Origin of the sequence: Streptomyces termitum (genome assembly GCF_014650175.1) — a bacterium.
Classification (GTDB): Bacteria; Actinomycetota; Actinomycetes; order Streptomycetales; family Streptomycetaceae; genus Streptomyces; species Streptomyces termitum.
Map to the genome: position 1 here is coordinate 1 of NZ_BMUL01000009.1, position 24,134 is coordinate 24,134.

The window sequence follows — 24,134 nt, forward strand, 5'->3', positions numbered from 1 at the left end:
TCCGTCAACCGCCACCGCAACTTCTTCGGCGAGCGCCTGGGCATCACCGCCGGTTCCCACGGCACCGCCTACAGCGCCTGCGTGGCCTTCGGCACGGAACGCTGGGTCCACGCCATGATCCTCGCCCACGGCACCGCCGAAAAGGCCCTCGACCACCTCCGCGCCGTCACCGCCGCGGCCTGACGCCCGGCCCCCTTCCCTTCCCCGCAGCACAAGGAGAACCACCCGTGGACCGCATCGCCGCCTGGATCCTGGAGAAGAACCCCGGCCTCGACGGGCCGCTCGCCGCCGACGAGGACCTCATCGAGGGCCGGCTCATCGACTCCATGGACTTCCTGGAGTTCATCGACCTCCTGGAGGACGTCTCCGGTACCTCCATCGACCTCCAGGACGTCACCATCGACGACTTCCGCACCCTGAACCGCGTCCAGGAGCGCTTCCTCAGCCCCAGCGGAACCCCCACCGGATGAGCCCCCGCCCCGCGGAGGCCCTTCCGGAGGCTTTCGCGGTCGTGGCCACCACCCGGGAGGTCCTGGACCGCCCCGGCCTCGGCCCGCACCTCCTCGCGCCCTGGGAGCTGCGCCGCCTCGACGCCGTCCGCGTCCCCGCCCGCCGCGACGACGTCCTGGCGGCCCGGCTGCTGCTCCGGCTCTGCGCCGCCCGGCTCACCGGGCGGCCCTTGGCGGACGCCGGGCCCGCCCAGCGCTGTCCCGGGTGCGGGCGGGACGGCCACGGCCGCCCGTACCTCCCCGGCGACCCGGGGATCGGCCTCAGCCTGAGCCACGCCGACGGCGTGGTCGCGGCCGCCGCCGGACACGGCCCCGTCGGCGTCGACGTGGAACCCGCCGCCCGCCGTCCCGGCCCCCCGCGGGTCCTCCGCGGGCTGCTGACGGAGCCGGAGATCCGGGAGGCGGAGGCCGCGCCCGACCAGGGGGCCGCGCTCCTGCGGGCCTGGGTCCGCGCCGAGGCCCGCTTCAAGGCGGGCCCGGCGGCCGGACGGCTCCGGGAGTGGACGGACCCCGCCCGGTCCGCCGTCGCGGCGATCGCCTCCGCCGCCCCGCCGTCCGTCCTAGACGGCCCGCTCGCCACCACCGCCTGAGCGGGACCGGAGACGCGGACGGGCCGCCGGGAGCGCGCCGCTCAGGCCCCCACGTACCGCGCCAGGTGCTCGCCCGTGAGGGTCGAGCGGGCCGCGACCAGGTCCGCCGGCGTCCCCTCGAAGACGACCCGGCCGCCGTCGTGGCCCGCGCCCGGCCCCAGGTCCACGATCCAGTCGGCGTGCGCCATCACCGCCTGGTGGTGCTCCACCACGATCACCGACTTCCCGGAGTCCACCAGCCGGTCGAGGAGCGCCAGCAGCTGCTCCACGTCCGCGAGGTGCAGCCCGGTGGTCGGCTCGTCGAGGACGTACACCCCGCCCTTGTCGCCCATGTGCGTGGCCAGCTTCAGCCGCTGCCGCTCGCCGCCGGAGAGCGTGGTGAGCGGCTGACCCAGGGTCAGGTACCCGAGCCCGACGTCCACCAGCCGCTCCAGGATCCGGTGCGCCGCCGGGGTCCGCGCCTCGCCCTCGGAGAAGTACCGCTCCGCCTCGGCCACCGGCATCGCGAGGACCTCGCTGATGTCCCGGCCGCCGAGCCGGTATTCCAGCACCGCCGCCTGGAACCGCCGGCCCTCGCACTCCTCGCAGGTGGTGGCCACCCCGGCCATCATGGCGAGGTCGGTGTACGTCACCCCGGCGCCGTTGCAGGTCGGGCAGGCGCCCTCCGAATTGGCGCTGAACAGCGCGGGCTTGACCCCATTGGCCTTGGCGAACGCCTTGCGGATCGGGTCGAGCAGCCCGGTGTACGTCGCCGGGTTGCTGCGCCGCGAACCGCGGATCGGGCTCTGGTCGACCGACACCACCCCGGCCTCCGCCGGGATCGAGCCGTGCACGAGCGAGCTCTTGCCGGAGCCGGCCACACCAGTCACCACGGCGAGGACACCGAGCGGCAGGTCGACGTCCACCTTCCGCAGGTTGTTGGCGGTCGCGCCGCGGACGGGCAGCACGCCGGACGGGGTCCGGACCGTCTTCTTCACCGCGGCCCGGTCGTCGAGGTGGCGGCCGGTGACCGTGCCGCTGCCGCGCAGCCCCTCCAGGGTCCCCTCGAAGCAGACCGTGCCGCCGCCGGTGCCCGCGCCGGGCCCCAGGTCCACCACGTGGTCGGCGATCGCGATGGTCTCCGGCTTGTGCTCCACGACCAGGACCGTGTTGCCCTTGTCCCGCAGCCGCAGCAGGAGTTCGTTCATCCGCTGGATGTCGTGCGGGTGCAGACCGGCCGTCGGCTCGTCGAAGACATAGGTGACGTCGGTGAGCGAGGAGCCCAGGTGCCGGATCATCTTCACGCGCTGCGCCTCGCCGCCCGACAGGGTGCCCGCCGGACGGTCCAGGGACAGGTAGCCGAGGCCGATCTCCACGAAGGAGTCCAGGGTCCGGCGCAGCGACTCCAGGAGCGGCGCCACCGACGCGTCGGACAGCCCGGCCACCCACGCCGCCAGGTCGCTGATCTGCATCGCGCACGCGTCCGCGATGCTCCGCCCGTCGATCTTCGAGGAGCGGGCCCCCTCGTTGAGCCGGGTGCCGTCGCAGTCCGGGCAGACCTGGGTGGTGGTGGCCCGCTCCACGAAGGCGCGGATGTGCGGCTGGAGCGCCTCGACGTCCTTCGCCAGGAAGGACTTCTGGAGCTTCGGGATCAGGCCCTCGTACGTCACGTTGACGCCCTCGACCTTGACCCGGGTCGCCCCCTTGTACAGGAGGGTGTCGCGCTCCCGCGCGGAGTAGTCCCGGATCGGCTTCGCCGGGTCGAGCAGCCCGGAGAGGCGGTAGGTGCGCCCGTACCAGCTGTCCGCCGTGTAGCCGGGGATGGTGAGCGCGCCCTCGTCGAGCGACTTGGAGTCGTCGTACAGCTGCGCCAGGTCGATGTCGGAGACCCGGCCCCGGCCCTCGCAGCGCGGGCACATGCCGCCGGTGATGGTGAAGCTGGTGCGCTCCTTCACGGTCCGGCCGCCGCGCTCCACGGTCACCGCGCCGGCCCCGCTGACCGACGGGATGTTGAAGGAGAAGGCCCGCGAGGAGCCGATGTGCGGGGTGCCGAGGCGGCTGAAGAGGATCCGCAGCATCGCGTTGGCGTCGGTGGCGGTGCCGACGGTGGAGCGCGGGTCGGACCCCATCCGCTGCTGGTCGACGATGATCGCGGTGGTCAGCCCGTCGAGCACGTCCACGTCGGGACGGGCGAGGGTCGGCATGAACCCCTGGACGAAGGCGCTGTACGTCTCGTTGATCAGCCGCTGCGACTCGGCGGCGACCGTGTCGAAGACCAGCGAGCTCTTGCCGGAGCCGGAGACCCCGGTGAAGACCGTGAGCCGGCGCTTCGGGATCTCGATGCTCACGTCCTTGAGGTTGTTCTCGCGCGCGCCGATGACGCGGATCAGGCCGTGGCTGTCGGCGATGTGCGGCGCGGACGGCGTCGGGGCGCTCCGCTGGGCCGTGCTCAAAGGTCTCTCCCTCGTCCGGGGTCGGCGGTGTCGGTACGCGCCACCTTAGGCGCCGGGTCCGACAACCGGACCGGGCCGCGGGCCCGGAGGGGGGACGCCCCGTCGGCCGGTGCGGGCGCCGAACGGGCGAGGGGGCCGGCGGGCCGTCAGTCGCCCACCGCGAGCCGTACCGCGAAGAGGCCGATGACCGTGCCGGTGACCCGGTCCAGGACCCGGCGGGCCCGGGGGCCGCGCAGCCGGGCGCCGAGCGCGGTCGCGGAGGCGATGAGGACCGTGGACCAGAGGATGCCGAGCACGACGTGCACCGAGGTCAGGCCGAGCCCCATCGCGAAGTGCGGGGCCTCGGCCGGGATGAACTGCGGCAGGACGGCGACGTAGAAGACGCCCACCTTGGGGTTGAGCAGGTTGGTGAGGGTGCCCTGCCGCCAGCCCGCCGCGAAGGTGTCCGTCCCGCCGATCGCCACCTCGGCGCGCTCGCCGCCCGCGCCCTTCCGGAAGGTCCGGGAGACCATCAGGACGGCCGTCCACAGCAGGTAGGCCGCGCCCGCCCAGCGGAGGATCTCGTACGCCAGGTGGGAGGCGGTCAGGAGGGCCGTCACGCCGAGCGAGGTCAGCGCGCCCCAGGTCAGGGTGCCGGTCTGGATGCCGAGGACGACGCCCCAGGCGCGGGTGCGGCGGCCGAGGGCGGCCGTGCGCAGGACGAGGGCCGTGTCGAGGCCGGGGGTGAGGGTGAGGAGTCCCACGACCAGCGCGAAGGACCAGAGTGCGGTGCTCGATGCCATGGAGGGCCACCGTATCGCAGCGGTCCGGCGGGCCGTCCCCGCCGGACGGATTCCGCAGTTACGGCCCCGGTCCCGCAAGCCACCGCGCCCGGCCCCGCCCGGCGCGCCCGGGCCCGCACCGACCCCCAGCCCACGCGGGCGCGCGGGACGGGGCGCGGCATCGGTCGGCAACGCGCGCGGGCGCGTGCGGCGGCAGACGGCACCGGTCCGCGATGGGCGCGCGGGACGGCACGCGCCGCCGGGCCGCCACGGGGGCGCGGGCGCGTGGGACGCCGTACCGCGCGGGTTCGTAGGGTGGCCGCATGAGACAGTTCTCGCTGCCCGGACCGAAGGCGTACCTGCGGTGGATCGACCTGCCGGGGGACGGGCCCGTCCGGGTCTTCCTGCACGGCCTGGGCTGCACGGCGGCCTCCGACTTCGCGCACATCGCCGCGCATCCGGCGCTGGGCGGCGGGCGCGCCCTCCTGGTCGACCTGCTGGGGTACGGGCTGAGCGACCGGCCCGCCGGCTTCGACTACCGGCCGGAGAGCCAGGCGGCGGCCGTGGCCGCGCTCCTGGACCACCTCGGCCTCACCGGCGTGCACCTGGTGGGCCATTCCATGGGCGGCGCCGTCGCGATCCACCTGGCGGCGGCCCGGCCGGAGCGGATCGCCCGGCTGGTCGTCGCGGAGCCGAACCTGTACGCGGGCGGGGGCGCGTTCAGCCGGCCGGTGGCCCGGCAGGACGAGGAGGAGTTCGTCCGGACCGGTTTCGCCCGGCTGCTGGCGCTGGCCGACCGGGCGGACTACGCGGCCCGGCTGCGGCTCGCCGACCCGAGGGCGGTCCACCGCAGCGCCGTCGCCCTGGTGGCGGGCGGCGACCCGGAGGCGGGGGACGTGCTGGCGGGGCTGACGCTGCCGAGGGTGTTCCTGGTGGGGGAGGAGAGCCTGCCGGATCCGGCGGCGGAGAAGGCGGCGGCGATGGGCGTGCCGGTCCTCGTGGTGCCGGCCGCCGGCCACAACCTGATGCTCGACAACCCCGACGGTTTCGCACGCGCCCTCGCCACTGCCCTCACCCTTCCGGAGGGCACCCTTCCGGGGTAGTGGTCCTTTTCGACACACGCTCTCAACTGGGGCTCCGTACAGAGGTCTTGCGCGGAGCCCCGGTCGTCCCTACGCTCAGCGCCCGATCGTTAGGAACGTTTCCTAACGCGATCGCCTGGGAGAGAAGGGAACCCCCCATGCGTCGACGCAGCGCCGTCCCCCTCGGACTCGCCGCCCTGTTGACCCTGCCCCTCACCATCGCCCTGCCGGAGGCACAGGCCGCCGACGGCCTCGTCTCCGCCGGCCGCCCCACGACGGCCTCCTCCGTCGAGGGGACCGGCTTCGCCCCCGGCCTCGCCGTGGACGGCAGCTCCACCACCCGCTGGGCCAGCCTGGAGGGCGCCGACCCGCAGTGGCTCCGGATCGACCTCGGTTCGAACCACACGGTCTCCCGGGTGCGCCTCGAATGGGAGGACGCGTACGCCCGCTCCTACCGCGTCCAGACCTCCGCCGACGGGAGCACCTGGACCGACGTCTACTCCACCACCAGCGGCGACGGCGCCGTCGACGACCTGACCGTCTCCGGCTCCGGTCGCTACGTGCGGATCTACGGGACCGCGCGGGGCACCGCGTACGGCTACTCGCTCTGGGAGGCGCAGGTCTACGGCGCCCCGGCCGGCGGCAACGGCGGCGGGAACGCCGGCCCCGCCGTCCCCTTCGGCAGCCACCTCAAGCCGTACGCGGCCGGCATCCTCAAGCCCTCCGGCGCGCAGTCCGCCGTCGACCAGAAGGTCGTCGACTACTACCAGCGCTGGAAGTCCGCCTTCGTCCGCCAGAACTGCGGCAACGGCTGGTACCAGGTCATCTCGCCCGACGCCGACCACCCCTACGTCGCCGAGGCCCAGGGCTACGGCATGGTCATCGCCGCCACCATGGCCGGCGCCGACCCCGACGCCAAGAAGATCTTCGACGGCCTGGTCAAGTGGAAGATCGACCACCCGTCCTCCGTCAACCCCGACCTCCTCGCCGCCGAGCAGGACGTCAACTGCCGCAGCGTCAACGGCGGCGACGGCGCCACCGACGGCGACATGGACGTGGCCTACGGCCTCCTCCTCGCCGACAAGCAGTGGGGCAGCGCGGGCACGTACGACTACAAGGCGCTCGCCCTCAAGCACATCGCCGCCATCAAGAAGGACGAGGTGAACCCCACCACCAAGCTCCTCAAGCTCGGCGACTGGACCAGCTCGGGCGACCAGTACTACTGGCTCTCCCGCACCTCCGACTGGATGGTCGACCACTTCCGCGCCTTCCGCGCGGCCGGTGGCGACAGCACTTGGGACGCGGTCCGCACCGCCCACCAGAACCAGATCGCCAACCTCCAGTCCACCTACGCCGCGAGCACCGGCCTCCTGCCGGACTTCGTCGTGAACACCAACACCACCCCCAAGCCGGCCCCCGGCGAGGTCCTGGAGGACCCCAACGACGGCCAGTACTGGTGGAACGCCTGCCGCACCCCGTGGCGCATCGCCGCCGACGCCGCCACCAGCGGCGACGCCAAGTCCCTCGCCGCCGCGCGCAAGCTCAACGGCTGGATCAAGACGAAGACCGGCGGCGACCCGAACAAGATCGCCGTCGGCTACAAGCTCAACGGCACCCAGATCTCCTCCGGCAGCGAGGCGGCCTTCTTCGCCCCCTTCGCCGTCGCCGCCACCACCGACCCCGGCAGCCAGGCGTGGCTGGACTCGCTCTGGAACAAGATGGTCGCCACGCCCATCGACAACAGCAGCTACTTCTCCGCCAGCATCCAGCTCCAGGTCATGATCACGGTCTCCGGCAACCACTGGGTCCCGTAACACCCCCCGGGGCCCCGTGACCCCCGGCCCCCTCGCGGCCCCCGCCCACCGGGCGGGGGCCGCTTCCGTCCCGCCGTCCGGCGGACCCCTCGCAGAGCGAAGCGGGGCGCTCTGGCCGAAAATGGACTCACTTCGTGAAGGTGAGGTGTCCATGGACGGTGGGCAGGTACCACCGGAGAACGGGCCGCCGGCCGGTCGGCTCACGGTCGACGCGCGCTCCGCGCGGGGGACCGGCACCGTGGTGCTCGCCCCGCGCGGAGAACTCGACCACGACACGGTCGAACCGCTGCGCACCGCCCTGGACAAGCACGCCGACGCGGCCCGGATCGTGGTGGACTGCGCCGGTCTCGACTTCTGCGACTCCACCGGCCTGAACCTGCTGCTCCGGGCCCGCGCCCAGGCCCGGGAGGCGGGCGCCGGCCTCGACCTGGCCGGACTGCGCCCGCCGGTGGACCGGATGTTCGAGATCACCGGCGCGGTCCGCGTCTTCCGGATCTACGCGGACGTCCACGAGGCCCTCGACGCCGGACCGGGCGGCCCGCCCGGGAAACGGCCGTGACGGGACCGGCCGTGCGGGAGGGCGGGATGGGCGAGGACGGCGCGGGCGCCGGAGGTTCCCAGATCCGGCGGCTCCCGCTGCGGAGCGCCGCCGGGGCGGTCTCCCGCTGCCGGGACTTCACCGCGCGGGCCCTCGCCGACTGGGGCTGGACCCCGGCGGAGAGCCCCGAGGACGCGGAGCGCGTCGAGGATGTGCTGCTGCTGGTCTCCGAGGTGGTCACCAACGCCTGCCTGCACGGCGGCGGCCCCGAGGAGTTCGTCCTGCGCCACCGGGACGGACTGCTGCGGGTGGAGGTGGCCGACCGCAGCGCCGAGCCCCCGCGCCGGATGGCCCCCCGCTCGCCCTCGCTGCCGGGCGGCCACGGACTGCTGGTGCTCGACCGGCTGGCGAGCGACTGGGGCTCGGTCGGCCGGGGGCCCGGCGGGACCGGCAAGGTGGTGTGGCTGGAGGTCAGCCGGCGGTCCCGTCCGCCGTGGCACCGTCGTCCAGCAGCCCCGTCCTGAGTTCGTCGAGGATGCGGGCGAGGAGCCGCGAGACGTGCATCTGGGAGAGGCCGACGCGGCGGCCGATCTCGGCCTGGGTCAGCTCCCCGGAGAAGCGCAGCGCGAGGATCAGCCGGTCCCGCTCGCAGAGCCGGGCCACCAGCGGCCGGAGGGATTCCAGGTCGTCGATCAGCTCGTAGGCGGGCTCGGTGACGGCGGCGCGGCGGCCCTCCGCGCCCCGGGGCGCGCCCTCCTCGTCGTCGCCGGCGGGGGCGTCGAGGGAGTGCGCGGTGTACGCGTGGGCGGCGAGCTCGCCCTCGGCCACCTCGGCCTCGGTGAGGTGGAGGCGGTCGGCGAGCCGGGAGCGGCTGGGGCGGTGGCCCTCGGCCTGTTCGAGGGCGTCGGCGGCCCTGGCGAGGCCGATGCGGAGTTCCTGCATGCGGCGGGGGACGTGGACGGCCCATCCGGTGTCTCGGAAGAAACGTTTCATCTCGCCGATGACGGTCGGCAGGGCGAAGGTCGAGAAGTCGACCCCGCGGGCCGGGTCGAAGCGGTCGATCGCCTTGATCAGGCCGATCGTGCCGACCTGGACGATGTCCTCCATCGGCTCGGCCCGCCCCCGGAAGCGCCGGGCGGCGAACTTCACCAGGCTCAGGTTCAGCTCCACCAGGGTGTTCCGTACGTACGCGTGCTCCGGCGTGCCCTCCTCCAGCTCCGCCAGCCGGGTGAGCAGCGACACGGAGAGGGTCCGGGCGTCGTCGGTGGAGGCCGCCGCCGGGCGCTCCGGCTCCGGCAGCCCCGCCAGGGCCCGCCGCCGCGCGGCGGCCGCGGGCCGGTACGGGCGGGTGGGGGCGCGTGCGGAAGGGGTGCGTACGGCTCGGCCGACGGTCATGGGACTCCTTCGACGGTTCCGGGGGACCGGTGCCACGGCCGGAGGGGGTGGCGTCGCGGCCCATCGGTGGAGCGTCCTTCTTCCAGCATGCCCGTCAAGAGGCGTTTGACCCACTTCGGGAGGGGTCAGGAGCCGGACATGGAGCAAGGAGACACCGACCTCACCGCCCGCGCCCGGCGGTACGCGCTCGGCGACGGGCCCGGCACGGCCGCCCGGTGCCGCACCCTCGCGGGAGCCGCGGTCGGGGACTGGTACGGCCCGCTCTCCCCGGCCCGCCGGACCGCCGCCGGGGACCTGCTCCTCGTCGTCACCGAACTCGTCGCCGACGCCGTGCGGCACGGCGGGACCCCGTACGAGCTCCGCCTCGACCGCGCCGGGGACCGCGTCTGGGTCCAGCTCAGCGACACCGGACCGGTCCGGGCCCGCCCGCACGGCCGCCACCGCCCCGCCCGCCCCGACGGCCACGGCCTCTACCTCGTCGAACGGCTCGCCGCCGCCTGGGGCTGCGTCCCCCGCGACCGGGGCCGGACGGTCTGGTGCGCGATCCCCTTCCCACTCGGCCCCGGGGAGCGTTCCGGCCCGTCCCGGCCGTCTGAACCGCCTCCGGGCGGGTGGCCGCCGGGAGGAAGCCCCCGCCACCCGGCGCGGGGTCAGGACCGGAGGAGGCGCCCGTGATGGACGAGGCCCGGCTCTCCGCGCACGAACGCCGCGTACCGGCCGAGATCGAGGAGGACCTGAACACCGACGACCGCCCCGCCCGCCGCATGGCCGGACGACGGGCCCCGCTCCTGCTGCCGCGCCTCATGGTCCGCTGGACCCGGCGCCACGCGGCAGCCGCGCGGCACGGGGACCGCCATGTCCTCCTCCCGGCGCGGCGGCAAGCGCTCCCACAGCGGCGCCGGAGGCCCCACCTACGACCAGCTCTACGCCGAGGCCCGGCGCCGGAACCTGCACGGCAGGTCCGGCATGAACAAGGCCGAACTCAAGCGGAAACTGGGCCACTGACGCCCGGCGCCCCCGGAACCGCCCCGGCCCTCACCGGGCCGGGGCGTCCGGGTCCGTGCCCACCACGCCCCGCACCACCCCGAGGTCCACCAGGTCCGCCGGGCGCAGCCGCAGGGCGTCGGCCAGCGCGTCCGCCTCCTCCGGCGGGCGCTTGAGGATCGCCGCCGCCAGTTCGGGAGCGATCACCGAGAAGTACGCGTCCGGGGTCGCCCAGGTGCGGCCCGGCGCGGCCAGCGCCAGGGCCCCGCCCGAACCGCCCTCGCCGATCAGCAGCGCCGTCACCGGCACCGGCGCCTCCGCCACGGCGCCGAAGAGGTCCGCGATGGCCGGCCCCGCCCCGGCCCGCTCCGCCGCCGCGTCGTTCGCCGCGCCCGGGGTGTCGATCAGGGTCAGCACCGGCACCCCCAGCCGCCCCGCCAGCCGCACCAGCCGCGCCGCCGTCCGGAAACCGGCCGGCCGGGTCGCCGTCCCGCACTGCGCCGCGTACGCCGCCGTACGCCCGTCCGGAAGCCGGCCGAAACCGCAGCGCACGCCCGGATCGGTGCCGCCCGCCCGGTCGCCCGACAGCTCCGCCCGCTCGGTGAACACCGCCTCCAGATAGCGGCCCGCCCGGGGCCGCTCCGGCCGCCGCGCCCGCGCCACCGCCTCCCGGCCGCTCCCCGCCGCGTCCGTCGCGCCCAGCGCGTACGGCGGCGGGACCGCGTCCGCCGCCGGACCGCCCAGCAGCCCCAGCCAGCGCCCCAGCACCGCCCGCAGCTCCGCCGCCGGCACGACCGCGTCCACGTGCCCGTGCGCGTACTGCGACTCCGCCGTGTACGCGGCGGGATCGGCGTCCGCCGGACGCACCCGGGACCCCGCGAAACCCACCTGGGCACCCGGCAGCGCGAGCACCACGTCGGCCCCCGCCCCCAGTGTCGCCCAGCCGCCGCCGGTCGTCGGATCGCACACCACCGCCAGCTGCGCCAGCCCGGCCGCCCGGGTCCGCGCCGACTCCCCGGCCAGCCGCTGGAGCTGCGCCAGCGCCCGCATGCCCTCCTGCATCCGGCTCCCGCCGGTGGCCAGCAGCACCGTCACCGGCAGCCGGTGCTCCCGGGCGTGCGCGTGCGCGGCGGCGACCCGGTCCCCGGTCCCCTCGCCGATCGAACCGCCGAGGAAGCCGAACTCGAACGAGACCAGCACCGTCCGCGCCCCGCCGACCGTGGCCGTCCCGCAGAGCACCGACTCCGGCGTGCCCGTCCGGGCCCCGGCCGCCGCCCGCGACCGGCCGTAACCCGGCCAGCCGATCGGACCGTCCCCATCGGAGACGCCGGACGCCCCGGCCGCGGCGGGCGGCGCGGGCAGCTCGGCGAAGTCGTCGGTGACGAGGGCCAGCGCCTCGCGCGCGTGCCTCGGTGCCGGTGCTGTCATCGGGGGCCTCCCGCCCGTCGCCCGCCGGACCGGCGGAAGGGCCCGGACCTGCCGGTCACCGTACCGCCGGGGCACCGGGCCGCACCGGGGCCCGGCCCCGGTGCGGCACAGATCACTCCGGGACCGGGCTCAGGCCATGATCCCGCTGCCGTGCGGCGCGTACAGGTCGAGCAGCCGCACCCGGGTCACCTGGAGCCGGTGCGCCAGGATCGACCCCACCCAGAAGAACACCGCCGCCCCGAACTCCCGGTCCGCGTGGCACAGCGACCGCACCGCCGTCGCGTCGAACTCGTGCGCCCGTACGGGAGTCATCGCCTCCGCCCCCGACTGGCACAGGTACGGCGGGAACAGCCACGACAGGCCCACCAGCTCCCCGTGGCGCAGCGTCTCGATCACCGGCGCGCCCCGCCCCGGCACCCGCGCGTCCAGGTTCACCGCCCCCGTCTTCACGATCCAGAACCGGTCCGCGTGGGACTGCTCCTCGAAGAGCCGCCGACCGGCCTCGAAGTACACGTCCTCGGCGAAGGCCATCAGCCGCTCGCGGTGCTCCGGCGGCAGCGTGCTGGCCTTGGGTGCGGCACTCCTCATGGCGGACCCTCCTCATCGCGCGTACGGCTCCGCTCCCAGTGTCCGCCCGACGGCGCCGGAACGCAGGCGACGGCCCCGCCGGACGGCCTCCGGGACCCCGCGCCGGACCCTCCGCGCACCGCCCGGAAGAGGGGGCACGCGGGGGCGCACGGGGGAGCGGGAGGGGGCGCGGACCGGGGCGGACTTCCTCCGGCGGGAGCTTTCGGCGCCGCCATGGGGGACACTGCTCCCGTGCGTGGACATCTCCCTGACGAGAACCCGGGGTTCGTGGGCCGCCGCACGGAACTGAAGCGCCTGTCCGCCGCGTTGGCGGAGCACCGCCTCGTCACCGTGACCGGCCCCGGCGGCGTCGGCAAGACCCGGCTCGCCCTGCGCGCCGCCCACCGCGCCCGCCACCGCCACTCCGACGGCGCCTGGTGGGCCGACCTCGGCCAACTCGACGGCGAACGGCTCCTCGTCGCCCTCGTCTCCGACTCCGTCGACCTCTCCGACCACAGCCCCGGCAGCGACGCCGGCGCCCTGCGCCGCCGCCTCGCCGACACCCGGCTCCTCCTCGTCCTCGACTGCTGCGACCACCTCGCCGACGCCTGCGGCCGGCTCGTCGCCGACCTCCTCGCCGCCGCCCCCGGCCTCACCGTCCTCGCCACCTCCCGGCGTCCCCTCGGCGTCCCCGGCGAGCACACCGTCCTCCTCGACCCGCTCCCGCCCACCGGCGGCGACGCCCTCGACCTGCTGCGCGCCGCCGCGGGCGAGGACCTGCCCGCCACCGGCCCCGCCGCCGAGATATGCGTCCGCCTCGAAGGCATCCCGCTCGCCCTCGAACTCGCCGCCGCCCAGATCCGCCTCCAGGGCGCACCCGCCGTCCGCGACCAGCTCGGCAGCCGCTTCGACGCCCCGCCCGACGCCCGCTTCGACCTGCTCGCCCACCCCGACCGCGTCTGGCCCGCCCGCCACCAGACCCTCCGCGCCGCCATCGGCTGGAGCCACGAGCTCGCCGAACCCCTCGAACGGCTCCTGTGGGCCCGGCTCTCCGTCTTCCGGGGCCCCTTCGACCTCGCCTCCGCCACCGCCGTCTGCGCCGGCGGACCGCTCACCCCCACCGCCCTGCCCACCGCCCTCGACGGCCTCGTCCGCGCCTCCGTCGTCCGCCCCGCCGACCCCTCCGGCCGCCACCGCGTGCTCGACACCCTCCGCGAGTACGGCGCCGGCTGGCTGGACCGGCTCGGCGAGACCGCCGCCGTCGCCGACCGCCACGCCGCCCACTTCCGGGCCCTCGCCCGGCTCGGCGAGACCGCCTGGCACGGCCCCCGCCAGCTCCGCTGGTACCACGCCGTCGACACCCACCACACCGACCTGCGCACCGCCCTCGACCGGCTGCTGCGCACCGACCCCGACGCCGCCCTCGACCTCGTCGGCGCCGTCGCCTTCGCCTGGTCCTGCCGGGGCCGCCTCCGCGAGGCCCGCGACGGCCTCGAACAGGCCCTGCTGCTCAGCGACGCCCGGGGCCGGACCCGCACCCGCGCCCTGTGGGCCCTCGGCGTCACCCTCGCCCTCCAGGGCGAGTCCGGCCCCGCCCAGGAGGCGGGCGAGCGCTGCGCCCGCGAGGCCCGCCGCACCGAGCACCCGCTGCGCACCCCCGGCGCCCCCTCGGAGCCGTACCGCCCCGGCGCCCTCACCCTCGACGCCGCCGCCCTCGCCGGACTCCTCGCCCTCACCACCGGCCGCGCCCACACCGCCCTCGTCGTCGTCGACCACGTCCTCGCCGCCGCCCGCGGCGGCCCCGCCGACTCCGCCGCCGCCCTGCGCTGCCACCTCGTCCGCGTCTTCGCCCTCACCGGCCTCGGCCGGCTCACCGAGGCCCGCGCCGACGCCCTCGCCCTGCGCGCCCACTGCGAACACCTCGACGAGCACTGGATCCGCACCGCCCTGGAGTACCAGCTCGCCCTCACCGGCCTCCTGGAGGGCGACCCCGGGGCCGCCGCCGGGCACGCCCGCGCCATGCTCGCCGGCACCCGCGCCCTCGGTGCCAGCCTCGGCGTCGCCCTCGGCCTCGACGTCCTCGCCACCGCCCACGCCGCCGCCGGCGACGGCGAACGCGCCGCCGACGTCTCCGGCACCGGCGAGGCGTACTGGCGCGCCACCGGCCAGCCCCGGCGCGGCCTCCCCGGCCTGCGCACCCTCCACGCCCACCACACCGCCACCGTCCGCGCCGCCCTCGGCGACCCGGTCTACGAGGAGATCTTCCTCCGCGCCCTCGGCGACCTCCCCCAGGCCGGCCTGGACCGCGCCCTCCGCGACGACTGACCCGCTCCCGCCCTCGAACGGTTGGCGCCCACTCGCCAACCTTTCCGGCCCCGCTGGTGGAGCGCGGTCACCTGGCGTAAGTTTTCACTACGCACAGTAATTGCATCGTCGCTCCACGGGAGGTTCCCCCATGCGTCTTCGCCAGCGTGCCCTGCGGGCCGTCCTCGCCCTCGGCCTCGCGGCCGGCGGCACCCTCGCGGCCGTCGCCCCGGCCGCCGCGTCCGCCTCGGCCCCGGTCCCGCTCGACTGCTCCGCCCGGCTGATCACCGGCAGCGGCGGCCACCGGGGGGCGAGCATCACCTGTACCGGCTCCTCGTTCACCGGCGTCGCCGACTGCCGCCGGACGGACAACGGATACACGTACCGCCACTTCGGCAACCGCGTCCCCTCGGGCGGCACCTCCACCGTCTGGTGCGACCTCGGGGCCACCGTGATCGGGGCGTACGGCACCCCCAGCTGACCCCGGACCGCCCCGGGCGGCCTCCGCGCGGCGCCGTGCCGGTCACCCCGTAGAGTCGGGGGCGACGACCGCACCCCGTCCGACGAGGAGAATGCCGTGACCGACCCGGCGCCCACCGCCCGCCAGCAGCAGATCGCCCGGGAGCTCCAGGTCTCCGACACCTTCGACCCCCGTGCCGAGATCGAGCGCCGGGTCGCCTTCCTCGCCGAGCGCCTCACCACCACCGGGCTGCGCTCCCTCGTCCTCGGCATCAGCGGGGGCGTCGACTCCACCACCGCCGGACGGCTCTGCCAGCTCGCCGTCGAGCGGGCCCGCGCCGCCGGCCACGACGCCGCCTTCCTCGCCATGCGCCTGCCCTACGGCGTCCAGGCCGACGAGGGCGACGCCCGGACCGCCCTCGACTTCATCCGCGCCGACGAGGTCCTCACCGTGGACATCAAGCCGGCCGCCGACGCCGCCCTCGACGCCACCGTCGCGGCCGGGGTCGTCTTCCGCGACGCCCACCACCAGGACTTCGTGCACGGCAACATCAAGGCCCGCCAGCGCATGATCGCCCAGTACGCGGTGGCCGGCGCCCGGGACGGCCTGGTCGTCGGCACCGACCACGCCGCCGAGGCCGTCTCCGGCTTCTTCACCAAGTTCGGCGACGGCGCCGCCGACCTCGTCCCGCTCACCGGCCTCACCAAGCGGCGCGTCCGCGCCGTCGCCGCCGAGCTGGGCGCCCCCGACGGGCTGGTCTGGAAGGTCCCCACCGCCGACCTGGAGACCCTCGACCCCGGCAAGCCCGACGAGGACGCGCTCGGCGTCACCTACGACGACATCGACGACTTCCTGGAGGGCAAGCCGGTCACCGACGCCGCCTACGAGGCGATCGTCCGCCGCTACGACCTCACCGAGCACAAGCGGCAGCTCCCGCTCGCCCCCTGAGCCGGCCACCGGGAGGCGGGGGCGGCGGCACGGCCCCCGCCGGCCTGTGGTCCACTGGGCGGGCGGGGCCGTACCGCGCAGGAACAGCAGCAGGAGCAGGAGCATCCTTGACCACCTACCGCCAGCCCGGGACCGTCGTCACCGACCACCGCTTCCCCGTCCCGCTCGACCACGCCCGCCCCGACGGCGAGCAGATCGAGGTGTACGCCCGCGAGATCGCCGCGAGCGGCCTCTCCGCCACCGAGCGGGAGCGGCTGCCCTGGCTGGTCTACCTGGAGGGCGGCCCCGGCTTCGGCGCCCGCCGCTTCATCGGCCGGCAGGCGTGGCTCGACCGGGCCCTGCGCGAGTTCCGGGTGCTCCTCCTCGACCAGCGCGGCACCGGCCGCTCCACCCCGGCCAACCGCCAGACCCTCCCGGCGCGCGGCGACGCCGCCGCCCAGGCCGACCACCTGACGCACTTCCGCGCCGACTCCATCGTCAAGGACTGCGAGCTGATCCGCCGCCGGCTCACCGGCGGCGCCCCCTGGACCGTCCTCGGCCAGAGCTTCGGCGGCTTCTGCGCCGTCCACTACCTCTCCACCGCCCCCGAGGGCCTGGAGCGCGTCCTGATCACCGGCGGCCTGCCGTCCCTCCACGCCACCGCCGACGAGGTGTACACCGCCGCCTACCCGAGGGCCCGCCGCAAGAACGAGGCCCACTTCGCCCGCTACCCCGACGACGCCGAGCACGTCCGGACGATCGCCGCCCACCTCCTGGAGCACGAGACCGCCCTCCCCGGCGGCGGCCTCCTCACCGCCGAGTCCTTCCAGTCCCTGGGCATCCTCCTCGGCTCCGGCGACGGCACCCACCAGCTCCACCACCTCCTGGAGGGCGCCTTCGTGCGCGCCCCCGGCGGACCCGTCCTCGCCGACGCCTTCCTCGAACAGGTCCAGGCCCACCTCTCGTACGCCGGACACCCCCTCTACGCCGTCCTCCACGAGGCCATCTACGCCCAGGGGAAGGGCCCCACCGCCTGGGCCGCCGAGCGGATCCGGGCGGACTTCCCCGAGTTCGACGCGGCCGCCGCGCTCGCCGCCGGGCGGCCCGTCCTGCTCACCGGCGAGACGATCCACCCCTGGCACTTCACCGCCGACCCCGCCCTGCGCCCGCTGCGCGAGACGGCGGAGCTCCTCGCGCGGCGGGACGACTGGACCCCGCTCTACGACCCGGCGCGGCTCGCCGTCAACGAGGTGCCGGTGGCCGCCGCCGTCTACCACGACGACATGTACGTGGACACCGCCCACTCCCTGGAGACCGCCCGGGCGATCCGGGGGCTGCGCACCTGGGTCACCGACGAGTTCGAGCACGACGGGGTGCGGGCCGGCGGCCCCCGCGTCCTCGACCGCCTCCTCGCCCTCTCCCGCGACGAACTCTGACCTCCGGACGGTCGACGAGGACGGGTCCCGGACCCGGTCCCGCGGATCCGCGCGGGGCCCGGCGCCGGGCCCCGCGCCCCCGTATCCTGCGGGCATGAGCGACACCGAAGCCGCGGACCTCGCGGAGATGCCCGGCGACTGGCGGCGCGCGCTCGCCGTGGTCGCCCATCCCGACGACCTGGAGTACGGCTGCGCGGCGGCCGTCGCGAGCTGGACGGACGCCGGGAAGGAGGTCGTCTACCTCCTGGTCAGCCGCGGCGAGGCCGGGATCGACACGCTCGCCCCGGAGCGGTGCGGGCCGCTGCGCGAGCGCGAGCAGCGGGCGAGCGCCGCCGTCGTCGGCGTCGGCACCGTCGAGTTCCTCGACCACCGCGACGGCGTCATCGAGTACGGGACCGCGCTGCGCCGCGACATCGCCGCCGCGATCCGCCGCCACCGCCCCGAACTCGTCATCACCCTCAACCACCGGGAGGGCTGGGGCGACGGGCCGGGCGCGCCCCGCAACACCCCCGACCACGTGGCCGTCGGCCGCGCCGTCCTGGACGCGGCGGCGGACGCGGGCAACCGCTGGATCTTCCCGGAGCTGGCCGAGGACGGGCTCGACCCCTGGGACGGCGTCCGCTGGGTCGCCGTCGCCGCCTCCAGCACGCCCACCCACGCCGTCGACGCGGGGCCCGGCCTCGCCCGCGCGGTCGACTCGCTGCTCTGCCACCGCGCCTACATCGAGGCGCTGACGGACCAGGACCTGGAGGAGTACGTCCGCGGCTTCCTCACGGAGACGACGGGCCGGACCGCCGGACGCTTCGGCGGCCGCCCCGCCGTCTCCTTCGAGCTCTTCCCGCGCTGACCCCGGAGCCGGGGCCGTAATCGGTGCCCGGCCCGGGCCCCGGCTCCCAAGGGTTCAGCTCATCGCCGGGGACGGCTTCAGGACCGCGAACGGGGCGCCGAAGGGGTCGGCGAACCAGGCGAGGCGGCCGACGTCGGGGATGTCGGCGGGCGGGAGGAGGACCGTGCCGCCGGCGGCCGTCACGGCGTCGGCGGTCGCGTCGGCGTCCGTGACCTCCAGGTACGGCACCCAGCGGGCCCGGTCGGCACCCTCCTGGAGCTCGGCCGCCCCGCCGAAGGAGGCGTCCTCCTGGTCGCCCTCGGCGGTGGAGACCACCCGGTACGTCATGCCGGGGGCCTCCATCGCCGACCAGCGCCACTCGAACAGCGAGCGGTAGAAGCCGAGCGCGGCCTCCGGGTCGGCGGTGTGCAGCTCCACCCAGACCAGGGCGCCGGGCGCCGAGGTGCGGTCGAGGCCGCGTACCGACCCGGGCTGCCAGATCGCGAACTCGGCGCCGCCCGGGTCGGTGAGCGCGGCCGTCCGGCCCGCGTCCATCACGTCCATGACGGGCATCCGGACCGTGCCGCCCTCGGCCGCCGCCACCATCTGGGTGGTGTCCGCGTCCGGCGTCTGGAAGTAGACCGTCCAGGCGCCGCGGGCGCCCTCCTCGGTGAGCGGGCCGAGCGCGGCGACGGTGGCGCCGTCCTGCTGGAAGAAGCCGTACCCGCCGGCCCCGGGGCCCGCCGACCGGAACTCCCAGCCCAGCACGGCGGAGTAGAAGGCCGCCGAGACGCCGGTGTCGGGGCTGCCGAGGTCGAGCCAGCAGGGCGAGCCGTGGGTGTACCGGGTGCCGAGCATGGGGTGCCGTCCTTCCGTGGTCCCGCGGCCGGGCGGGTTCCGGCCGCCACGACCGATCGTCGGCCCTCCGCGCGGACGGCGCGACCGGGGAACGGCCGCACCCCCGCCCGCCCCGGGCCCCGGACCGCCGCTCACCGCGCCCGCCCGGGGCTCCGCCCGCCGTCCTGCGCCCCCGGCTCCCCGGCGGCACGCCCCCTCGGCCCCGGACCGGTTCAGGCGGTGCGGGCGTCCGCCTTCGCCGTCAGGTCGGCCATCAGCAGTTCCGCGTTGATCACGGTGCCCGCCCGGTAGCCCGCGCTCGCCGCGTTGACGACCTGTTCGGTCGGGCCGGTGACGTTGCCCGCCGCCCAGACGCCCGGGACGCTGGTCCGGCCGGTCTCGTCCACCTTCACGAAGGAGCCGAACGGCGTCTCGTACAGCTCCGCGCCGAGCCGCCGGAGCACGTCGTGGCGGGCGGCCAGGCGGGTGGCGGCGGCGAAGAGGACCTCGCAGCCGGCCACGGTGCCGTCGGCGAGGCGGACGCCGGTCAGCCGGTCGTCCTCGACGGCGACGCCCCGGACCGGGCCGGCCACGGTGCGGACGCCGGCCGCGTCGAGCAGCCGGGCGTCCTCGCCGGTGAGGACGGCGCCGTTCAGGAAGAGGGTGACGTCGGGGGACCAGTGGGAGACCATCAGCGCCTGGTGGGCGGGCATCGTCGGGTGGGCGAGGACGCCGAAGGCCCGGTCGCGGACCTCCCAGCCGTGGCAGTACGGGCAGTGCAGCACGTCCCGGCCCCACCGCCCGGCCAGCCCCTCGACCTCCGGGAGCTCGTCGACGAGGCCGGTGGCGACGACCAGGCGGCGGGCGGTCAGCGCGGTGCCGTCCGCGAGGGTGAGGGCGAAGCCGTCGCCGTCCCGGACGGCACCGGTCACCTCGCCCCGCCGGACCTCGACGCCGTACGGCACCAGTTCGCGCCGGCCGGCGGCCAGGAACTCCGCCGGGTCCATGCCGTCCCGGGAGAGGTAGCCCTGCATGTGGGCGGTGGGGGCGTTGCGCGGGGCGCCGGAGTCCACCACCAGGGTGCGGCGGCGGGACCGGCCGAGGATCAGGGCGGCGCTGAGCCCGGCCGCCCCGCCGCCGATGACGACGACCTCGTGGCTGTTCTCGTCGGTGTGTGCGTTCATACGGCGACCTTCACCCGGGGCCTGCCGACCCGGCAAGGAAACTTGCCGTTCCTGCAACACTGGACGCATGACCGAAGACGATCGCATCGACGCCGTCCTGACCGAGGTCGGCCCCCGCCTGCGCCGGGTCCGCCGCGACCGGGGCGTCACCCTCGCCGAGCTCTCCACCGCCACCGGCATCTCCGTCTCGACCCTCTCCCGGCTGGAGTCGGGGCAGCGCAAGCCCAGTCTGGAGCTGCTCCTGCCGCTCGCCCGCGCCCACCAGGTCCCGCTGGACGAGCTGGTGGGCGCGCCGCCGGTGGGCGATCCCCGGGTGCGGGCCCGGCCGATCGTCCGCCACGGGCGGGTGATGTATCCGCTGACCCGGCAGCCGGGCGGGCTCCAGGCGTACAAGGTGGTGCAGGAGAAGGCGTCCGAGCAGCCGGACCCGCGGGTGCACGAGGGGTATGAGTGGCTGTACGTGCTCTCCGGGCGGCTGCGGCTGGTGCTGGGCGAGCACGACGTGGTGCTGGGCGCGGGGGAGGCCGCCGAGTTCGACACGCGGGTGCCGCACTGGTTCGGGCCGACCGCCGACGGGCCGGTGGAGTTCCTGAGCCTGTACGGGCCGCAGGGGGAGCGGATGCACGTACGGGCGCGGCCCAAGAAGTCCGGCTGAGCGGTTCCCCCACGGGCAAGCGACCGCTTAGTATGCCGCCGACCGCTCGGTACGGACGGAGGCACCACGGAATGCAGGCATGGCGTGTGCACGAGAACGGCGAACCCGGCGCGGTGATGCGCCGCGAGGAGGTGGCCGTCCCCGAACCGGGCCCCGGCCAGGTCCTCCTGAAGGTCCGCGCCGCCAACGTCAACTTCCCCGACGCGCTCCTCGCCCGGGGCCAGTACCAGATCCGCCCGCCGCTGCCCTTCACCCCCGGCGTCGAACTCTGCGGCGAGACCGGGGACGGCCGCCGGGTCGTCACCACCGCGGCCCTCCCGCACGGCGGCTTCGCCGACTACGCCGTCGCCGACGCCGCCGGCCTCCTCCCCGCCCCCGACGTCCTCGACGACGCCGAGGCCGCCGCCCTCCACATCGGCTACCAGACCGGCTGGTTCGGCCTCCACCGGCGCGCCGCCCTCCGCGCGGGCGAGACCCTCCTCGTCCACGCGGCGGCCGGCGGCGTCGGCAGCGCCGCCGTCCAGCTCGGCAAGGCCGCCGGCGCCACCGTGATCGGCGTGGCCGGCGGACCCGCCAAGGCCGCCACCGCCCGCGCCCTCGGCTGCGACCTGGTGATCGACCGCCACGCCGAGGACGTCGTCGCCGCCGTCAAGGCCGCCACCGGCGGACGCGGCGCCGACGTGGTCTACGACCCGGTCGGCGGCGAGGCGTACCGGCAGTCCGCCAAGTGCGTGGCCTTCGAGGGCCGGATCGTCGTCGTCGGCTTCGCGAGCGGCACCGTCCCCGCCCCCTCCCTCCACCACGCCCTGGTGAAGAACTACACGATCCTCGGCCTCCACTGGGGTCTGTACGCCCAGCGCGACCCGGCCTCCGTCCTCGACTGCCACCGCGCCCTCACCGCACTGGCCGAACAGGGGGCGGTGAAGCCGCTCGTCGCCGAGCGCGTCCCCTTCGCGGGCGCCGCCGACGCCGTCCAGCGCGTCGCCGACGGCACCACCACCGGCCGCCTCGTCGTCCTCCCGGAAGGGGTCCGCCCGTGACCGACGCCGCCGACCTGCGGGCCCGTGTCCGCGACCTGCTCGCCGCGCACCCGCCCGCCACTACCGGCCGGACCGACTTCCTCCGGGCCCGCTTCGACGCCGGACTCGCCTGGGTCCACCACCCGGCGGGCCTCGGCGGACTCGACGCCCCCCGCTCCCTCCAGGCCGCCGTCGACGCCGGACTCGCCGCCGCCGGAGCCCCCGACAACGACCCGGGCCGCATCGGCATCGGCCTCGGCATGGCCGCCCCCACCCTCCTCGCGCACGGCTCCGACGAGGTCAGGGCCCGCTTCCTGAAGCCGCTGTGGACCGGCGAGGAGGTCTGGTGCCAGCTCTTCAGCGAGCCCGGCGCCGGCTCCGACCTCGCCGCCCTCGGCACCCGCGCCGTCCGCGACGCCGCCACCGGGGACTGGATCGTCGACGGGCAGAAGGTGTGGACCTCCAGCGCCCACACCGCCCGCTGGGCCATCCTCCTCGCCCGCACCGACCCCGACCTGCCCAAGCACCGGGGCATCACCTACTTCGTCTGCGACATGACCGACCCCGGCGTCGAGGTCCGGCCGCTCCGGCAGCTCACCGGCGAGGCCGAGTTCAACGAGGTCTTCCTCACCGGCGTCCGCATCCCCGACGCGCACCGCCTCGGCGCGGTCGGCGACGGCTGGCGGGTCGCCCGGACCACCCTCATGAACGAGCGGGTCTCCATCGGCGGCGCCCGGATCCCCCGCGAGGGCGGCATGATCGGCCGCGCCGCCGCCGTCTGGCGCGACCGTCCCGAACTGCGCACCCACGCCCTCCACCGCCGCCTCCTCGACCTCTGGGTCGACTCCGAGGTGGCCCGGCTCACCGGCGAGCGGCTGCGCCAGCAGCTCGCCGCGGGCGAGCCCGGCCCCGAGGGCAGCGCCATGAAGCTCGGCTTCGCCCGGCTCCACCAGGCCGTCAGCGGACTGGAGGTCGAACTCCTCGCCGACGACGGGCTGCTGTACGGCGACTGGACGATGACCCGGCCCGAACGGGTCGACTTCACCGGGCGCGACGCGGGCTACCGCTATCTGCGCGCCAAGGGCAACTCGATCGAGGGCGGCACCAGCGAGGTGCTGCTCAACATCGTCGCCGAGCGGGTCCTCGGCCTGCCCCCGGAGCCCCGCGACGACAAGGACGTCCCCTGGAAGGACCTCGCCCGATGAGCCACGAGCCGGACCTCCTGCACTCCGACACCCAGGAAGCCCTCCGCGCCGCCGTCCGCGCCCTGCTCGCCGACCGGGCCGGGCACCCGGTGGTCCTCGGCCGGATCGAGACCGGCGACCCCTACCCGCCGGGGCTCTGGCCCGCGCTCGCCGGGGACATCGGCGCCGCCGGACTCCTCGTCCCCGAGGAGCTCGGCGGCCAGGGCGCGGGCCACCGGGAGACCGCCGTGGTCCTGGAGGAGCTGGGCCGGGCGGTGACCCCGGCCCCGTACCTCACCGGTGCCGTGGTGGCGACCGAGACCCTGCTCGCGCTCGCCGGGGACGGCGGGCCGGCCGCCGGGCTGCTCGCGGAGCTGGCGGCGGGGGAGCGGACCGCCGTCCTGGCCGCCCCCCTCACCACCGCGCCGCGCGGCGCGGACGCCCTCTTCGCGGTCCCGGCCGAAGCCCCGGTGCGGGGCGTGGCGGACGCGGTCGCCGCCGACGTCCTCCTGGTGCCCCGCCCGGACGGGCTGTACGCGGTGCCCGCCGTCGAGGCGGCTGTCACCCCGCTCTCCCCGCTCGACCTCACCCGCCCGCTCGCCGCCGTCGACGCCCGGGGCGCAGCCGGCACCCGGCTGGCGGGGGCCGCCGGGGCGCGGGCGGCGGTGCGGCGCGGCCTGCTCGCCGGGGCCGGACTGCTCGCCTCCGAGCAGCTCGGGCTCGCCGAGTGGTGCCTGGAGGAGACCGTCCGGCACGCCCGGGAGCGGCACCAGTTCAACCGGCCGGTCGGCTCCTTCCAGGCGCTCAAGCACCGGATGGCCCGGCTCTGGCTCGACGTGGTGGGCGCGCGGGCGGCGGCCCGCGCCGCCGCCGACGCGCTCGCCGCCGGGGCGGCCGACGCGGAGCTGACGGTGGCCGTGGCGCAGGCGTACTGCTCCGGGGTCGCGGTCCGCGCGGCGGAGGAGTGCGTGCAGCTGCACGGCGGGATCGGCATGACCTGGGAGCACCCGGCCCACCTGGCGCTCAAGCGGGCGAAGGCGGACCAGCTCGCGCTGGGCTCGGCCGGCCACCACCAGGACGTGGTCGCGGACCTGGCGGACCTCCCGGCCCCGGCCTGAACGGACGGGCCCGGGTCCGGAGGCCGGGCCTGAACGGGGTGCTCCCGGGTCCGGAGGCCGGGTCTGAACGGGTGCCCCCGGGCC

Annotated in this window: 23 protein-coding genes and 2 pseudogenes; 18 read left to right on the forward strand and 7 right to left on the reverse strand. The window is 76.2% G+C overall.

Annotated elements, in window-relative coordinates:
• The 3 genes and pseudogenes from IE219_RS18030 to IE219_RS18040 all read left to right on the forward strand — a co-directional run.
• Nucleotides 1-183: pseudogene (locus IE219_RS18030) on the forward strand (hypothetical protein); the annotation flags it as partial.
• A 44-nt stretch (nt 184-227) separates the two neighbouring features.
• Nucleotides 228-470: an acyl carrier protein gene (locus IE219_RS18035; protein WP_189978590.1), complete on the forward strand. Its 243-nt coding sequence runs from the start codon at nt 228-230 to the stop codon at nt 468-470.
• Nucleotides 467-1,099 (forward strand): 4'-phosphopantetheinyl transferase superfamily protein, encoded by a 633-nt coding sequence (locus IE219_RS18040; protein ID WP_189978591.1) that lies wholly within the window; start codon nt 467-469, stop codon nt 1,097-1,099. The genes IE219_RS18035 and IE219_RS18040 overlap by 4 nt, the downstream gene beginning before the upstream one ends.
• Before the next feature lie 41 nt (nt 1,100-1,140).
• Here IE219_RS18040 and IE219_RS18045 read toward each other — a convergent pair whose 3' ends face one another.
• Entirely contained in the window at nt 1,141-3,531 is a 2,391-nt protein-coding gene (locus IE219_RS18045) for an ATP-binding cassette domain-containing protein (protein ID WP_189978592.1), read from the reverse strand.
• Between the two features lie 146 nt (nt 3,532-3,677).
• Nucleotides 3,678-4,313 carry a LysE family translocator gene (locus IE219_RS18050; RefSeq protein ID WP_189978593.1) on the reverse strand — a complete coding sequence of 212 codons (636 nt, stop codon included), beginning with the start codon at nt 4,311-4,313 and terminating at the stop codon, nt 3,678-3,680.
• 302 nt (nt 4,314-4,615) lie between these two features.
• On the opposite strand from IE219_RS18050, the gene IE219_RS18055 reads away from it, so the two are divergent.
• The 4 genes from IE219_RS18055 (at nt 4,616) to IE219_RS18070 (ending at nt 8,250) form a co-directional block, all read left to right on the forward strand.
• Nucleotides 4,616-5,395 carry an alpha/beta fold hydrolase gene (locus tag IE219_RS18055; RefSeq protein ID WP_189978594.1) on the forward strand — a complete coding sequence of 260 codons (780 nt, stop codon included), beginning with the start codon at nt 4,616-4,618 and terminating at the stop codon, nt 5,393-5,395.
• A gap of 137 nt (nt 5,396-5,532) precedes the next feature.
• On the forward strand, nt 5,533-7,188 hold the full coding sequence (locus tag IE219_RS18060; RefSeq protein ID WP_189978595.1) for a glycosyl hydrolase family 8: 1,656 nt from the start codon (nt 5,533-5,535) through the stop codon (nt 7,186-7,188).
• 151 nt (nt 7,189-7,339) lie between these two features.
• A complete protein-coding gene (locus IE219_RS18065) occupies nt 7,340-7,747 on the forward strand; it encodes an STAS domain-containing protein (RefSeq protein ID WP_189978597.1) in 408 nt (135 codons plus the stop codon).
• Nucleotides 7,744-8,250, forward strand: a complete 507-nt coding sequence (locus IE219_RS18070) for an ATP-binding protein (protein WP_229849837.1) — start codon at nt 7,744-7,746, stop codon at nt 8,248-8,250. Before IE219_RS18065 ends, IE219_RS18070 begins: the two co-directional genes overlap by 4 nt.
• Here IE219_RS18070 and IE219_RS18075 read toward each other — a convergent pair.
• The gene (locus IE219_RS18075) at nt 8,198-9,121 is read right to left on the reverse strand and encodes a SigB/SigF/SigG family RNA polymerase sigma factor (protein ID WP_189978599.1); all 924 of its coding nucleotides are present in this window, start codon (nt 9,119-9,121) and stop codon (nt 8,198-8,200) included. The genes IE219_RS18070 and IE219_RS18075 overlap by 53 nt on opposite strands.
• A 138-nt stretch (nt 9,122-9,259) precedes the next feature.
• Here IE219_RS18075 and IE219_RS18080 point away from each other — a divergent pair, with 138 nt between their 5' ends.
• Both IE219_RS18080 and IE219_RS18085 read left to right on the forward strand, forming a co-directional pair.
• Nucleotides 9,260-9,796 carry an ATP-binding protein gene (locus IE219_RS18080; protein WP_189978601.1) on the forward strand — a complete coding sequence of 179 codons (537 nt, stop codon included), beginning with the start codon at nt 9,260-9,262 and terminating at the stop codon, nt 9,794-9,796.
• Between the two features lie 174 nt (nt 9,797-9,970).
• Nucleotides 9,971-10,126: pseudogene (locus IE219_RS18085) on the forward strand (plasmid stabilization protein); the annotation flags it as partial.
• Between the two features lie 30 nt (nt 10,127-10,156).
• Here the strand turns inward: IE219_RS18085 and IE219_RS18090 are convergent.
• Together IE219_RS18090 and IE219_RS18095 are read right to left on the reverse strand one after the other, a co-directional pair.
• Nucleotides 10,157-11,533, reverse strand: coding sequence for a carboxyl transferase domain-containing protein (locus IE219_RS18090; RefSeq protein WP_189978603.1), 1,377 nt, complete (start codon nt 11,531-11,533; stop codon nt 10,157-10,159).
• A gap of 129 nt (nt 11,534-11,662) precedes the next feature.
• The gene (locus tag IE219_RS18095; protein WP_189978605.1) at nt 11,663-12,121 is read right to left on the reverse strand and encodes a cyclic nucleotide-binding domain-containing protein; all 459 of its coding nucleotides are present in this window, start codon (nt 12,119-12,121) and stop codon (nt 11,663-11,665) included.
• A gap of 231 nt (nt 12,122-12,352) precedes the next feature.
• On the opposite strand from IE219_RS18095, the gene IE219_RS18100 reads away from it, so the two are divergent.
• From IE219_RS18100 to IE219_RS18120, 5 genes are all read left to right on the forward strand, one after another.
• Nucleotides 12,353-14,425: an ATP-binding protein gene (locus IE219_RS18100; protein WP_229849838.1), complete on the forward strand. Its 2,073-nt coding sequence runs from the start codon at nt 12,353-12,355 to the stop codon at nt 14,423-14,425.
• 130 nt (nt 14,426-14,555) lie between these two features.
• The gene (locus IE219_RS18105; protein ID WP_189978609.1) at nt 14,556-14,885 is read left to right on the forward strand and encodes a hypothetical protein; all 330 of its coding nucleotides are present in this window, start codon (nt 14,556-14,558) and stop codon (nt 14,883-14,885) included.
• Between the two features lie 96 nt (nt 14,886-14,981).
• Complete coding sequence (gene nadE / locus IE219_RS18110; RefSeq protein WP_189978620.1) at nt 14,982-15,812, forward strand: NAD(+) synthase; 831 nt, start codon at nt 14,982-14,984, stop codon at nt 15,810-15,812.
• Between the two features lie 107 nt (nt 15,813-15,919).
• A complete protein-coding gene (locus IE219_RS18115) occupies nt 15,920-17,227 on the forward strand; it encodes an alpha/beta fold hydrolase (RefSeq protein WP_189978622.1) in 1,308 nt (435 codons plus the stop codon).
• A gap of 94 nt (nt 17,228-17,321) precedes the next feature.
• Entirely contained in the window at nt 17,322-18,074 is a 753-nt protein-coding gene (locus IE219_RS18120) for a PIG-L deacetylase family protein (RefSeq protein ID WP_189978624.1), read from the forward strand.
• Between the two features lie 54 nt (nt 18,075-18,128).
• On the opposite strand, the gene IE219_RS18125 is transcribed toward IE219_RS18120, so the two are convergent.
• Nucleotides 18,129-18,911 (reverse strand): VOC family protein, encoded by a 783-nt coding sequence (locus tag IE219_RS18125; protein ID WP_189978625.1) that lies wholly within the window; start codon nt 18,909-18,911, stop codon nt 18,129-18,131.
• A gap of 212 nt (nt 18,912-19,123) precedes the next feature.
• Nucleotides 19,124-20,074 (reverse strand): NAD(P)/FAD-dependent oxidoreductase, encoded by a 951-nt coding sequence (locus tag IE219_RS18130; protein WP_189978627.1) that lies wholly within the window; start codon nt 20,072-20,074, stop codon nt 19,124-19,126.
• A 67-nt stretch (nt 20,075-20,141) separates the two neighbouring features.
• Between IE219_RS18130 and IE219_RS18135 the strand changes: the two genes are divergently transcribed.
• From IE219_RS18135 to IE219_RS18150, 4 genes are all read left to right on the forward strand, one after another.
• Nucleotides 20,142-20,729: a helix-turn-helix domain-containing protein gene (locus IE219_RS18135; RefSeq protein ID WP_189978629.1), complete on the forward strand. Its 588-nt coding sequence runs from the start codon at nt 20,142-20,144 to the stop codon at nt 20,727-20,729.
• A gap of 71 nt (nt 20,730-20,800) precedes the next feature.
• Nucleotides 20,801-21,769, forward strand: a complete 969-nt coding sequence (locus IE219_RS18140; RefSeq protein WP_189978631.1) for an NADPH:quinone oxidoreductase family protein — start codon at nt 20,801-20,803, stop codon at nt 21,767-21,769.
• Nucleotides 21,766-22,953, forward strand: a complete 1,188-nt coding sequence (locus IE219_RS18145) for an acyl-CoA dehydrogenase family protein (protein WP_189978633.1) — start codon at nt 21,766-21,768, stop codon at nt 22,951-22,953. The genes IE219_RS18140 and IE219_RS18145 overlap by 4 nt, the downstream gene beginning before the upstream one ends.
• The gene (locus tag IE219_RS18150; RefSeq protein ID WP_189978635.1) at nt 22,950-24,050 is read left to right on the forward strand and encodes an acyl-CoA dehydrogenase family protein; all 1,101 of its coding nucleotides are present in this window, start codon (nt 22,950-22,952) and stop codon (nt 24,048-24,050) included. Before IE219_RS18145 ends, IE219_RS18150 begins: the two co-directional genes overlap by 4 nt.
• Nucleotides 24,051-24,134: the final 84 nt, after the last annotated feature.

Bases quoted from the DNA above. Each gene is read 5' to 3' on its own strand.
- IE219_RS18040 (WP_189978591.1), top strand. From the start codon at position 467: ATGAGCCCCCGCCCCGCGGAGGCCCTTCCGGAGGCTTTCGCGGTCGTG.
- IE219_RS18050 (WP_189978593.1), bottom strand. From the start codon at position 4,313: ATGGCATCGAGCACCGCACTCTGGTCCTTCGCGCTGGTCGTGGGACTC.
- IE219_RS18055 (WP_189978594.1), top strand. From the start codon at position 4,616: ATGAGACAGTTCTCGCTGCCCGGACCGAAGGCGTACCTGCGGTGGATC.
- IE219_RS18060 (WP_189978595.1), top strand. From the start codon at position 5,533: ATGCGTCGACGCAGCGCCGTCCCCCTCGGACTCGCCGCCCTGTTGACC.
- IE219_RS18065 (WP_189978597.1), top strand. From the start codon at position 7,340: ATGGACGGTGGGCAGGTACCACCGGAGAACGGGCCGCCGGCCGGTCGG.
- IE219_RS18075 (WP_189978599.1), bottom strand. From the start codon at position 9,121: ATGACCGTCGGCCGAGCCGTACGCACCCCTTCCGCACGCGCCCCCACC.
- IE219_RS18080 (WP_189978601.1), top strand. From the start codon at position 9,260: ATGGAGCAAGGAGACACCGACCTCACCGCCCGCGCCCGGCGGTACGCG.
- IE219_RS18090 (WP_189978603.1), bottom strand. From the start codon at position 11,533: ATGACAGCACCGGCACCGAGGCACGCGCGCGAGGCGCTGGCCCTCGTC.
- IE219_RS18095 (WP_189978605.1), bottom strand. From the start codon at position 12,121: ATGAGGAGTGCCGCACCCAAGGCCAGCACGCTGCCGCCGGAGCACCGC.
- IE219_RS18105 (WP_189978609.1), top strand. From the start codon at position 14,556: ATGCGTCTTCGCCAGCGTGCCCTGCGGGCCGTCCTCGCCCTCGGCCTC.
- IE219_RS18120 (WP_189978624.1), top strand. From the start codon at position 17,322: ATGAGCGACACCGAAGCCGCGGACCTCGCGGAGATGCCCGGCGACTGG.
- IE219_RS18125 (WP_189978625.1), bottom strand. From the start codon at position 18,911: ATGCTCGGCACCCGGTACACCCACGGCTCGCCCTGCTGGCTCGACCTC.
- IE219_RS18130 (WP_189978627.1), bottom strand. From the start codon at position 20,074: ATGAACGCACACACCGACGAGAACAGCCACGAGGTCGTCGTCATCGGC.
- IE219_RS18135 (WP_189978629.1), top strand. From the start codon at position 20,142: ATGACCGAAGACGATCGCATCGACGCCGTCCTGACCGAGGTCGGCCCC.
- IE219_RS18140 (WP_189978631.1), top strand. From the start codon at position 20,801: ATGCAGGCATGGCGTGTGCACGAGAACGGCGAACCCGGCGCGGTGATG.
- IE219_RS18150 (WP_189978635.1), top strand. From the start codon at position 22,950: ATGAGCCACGAGCCGGACCTCCTGCACTCCGACACCCAGGAAGCCCTC.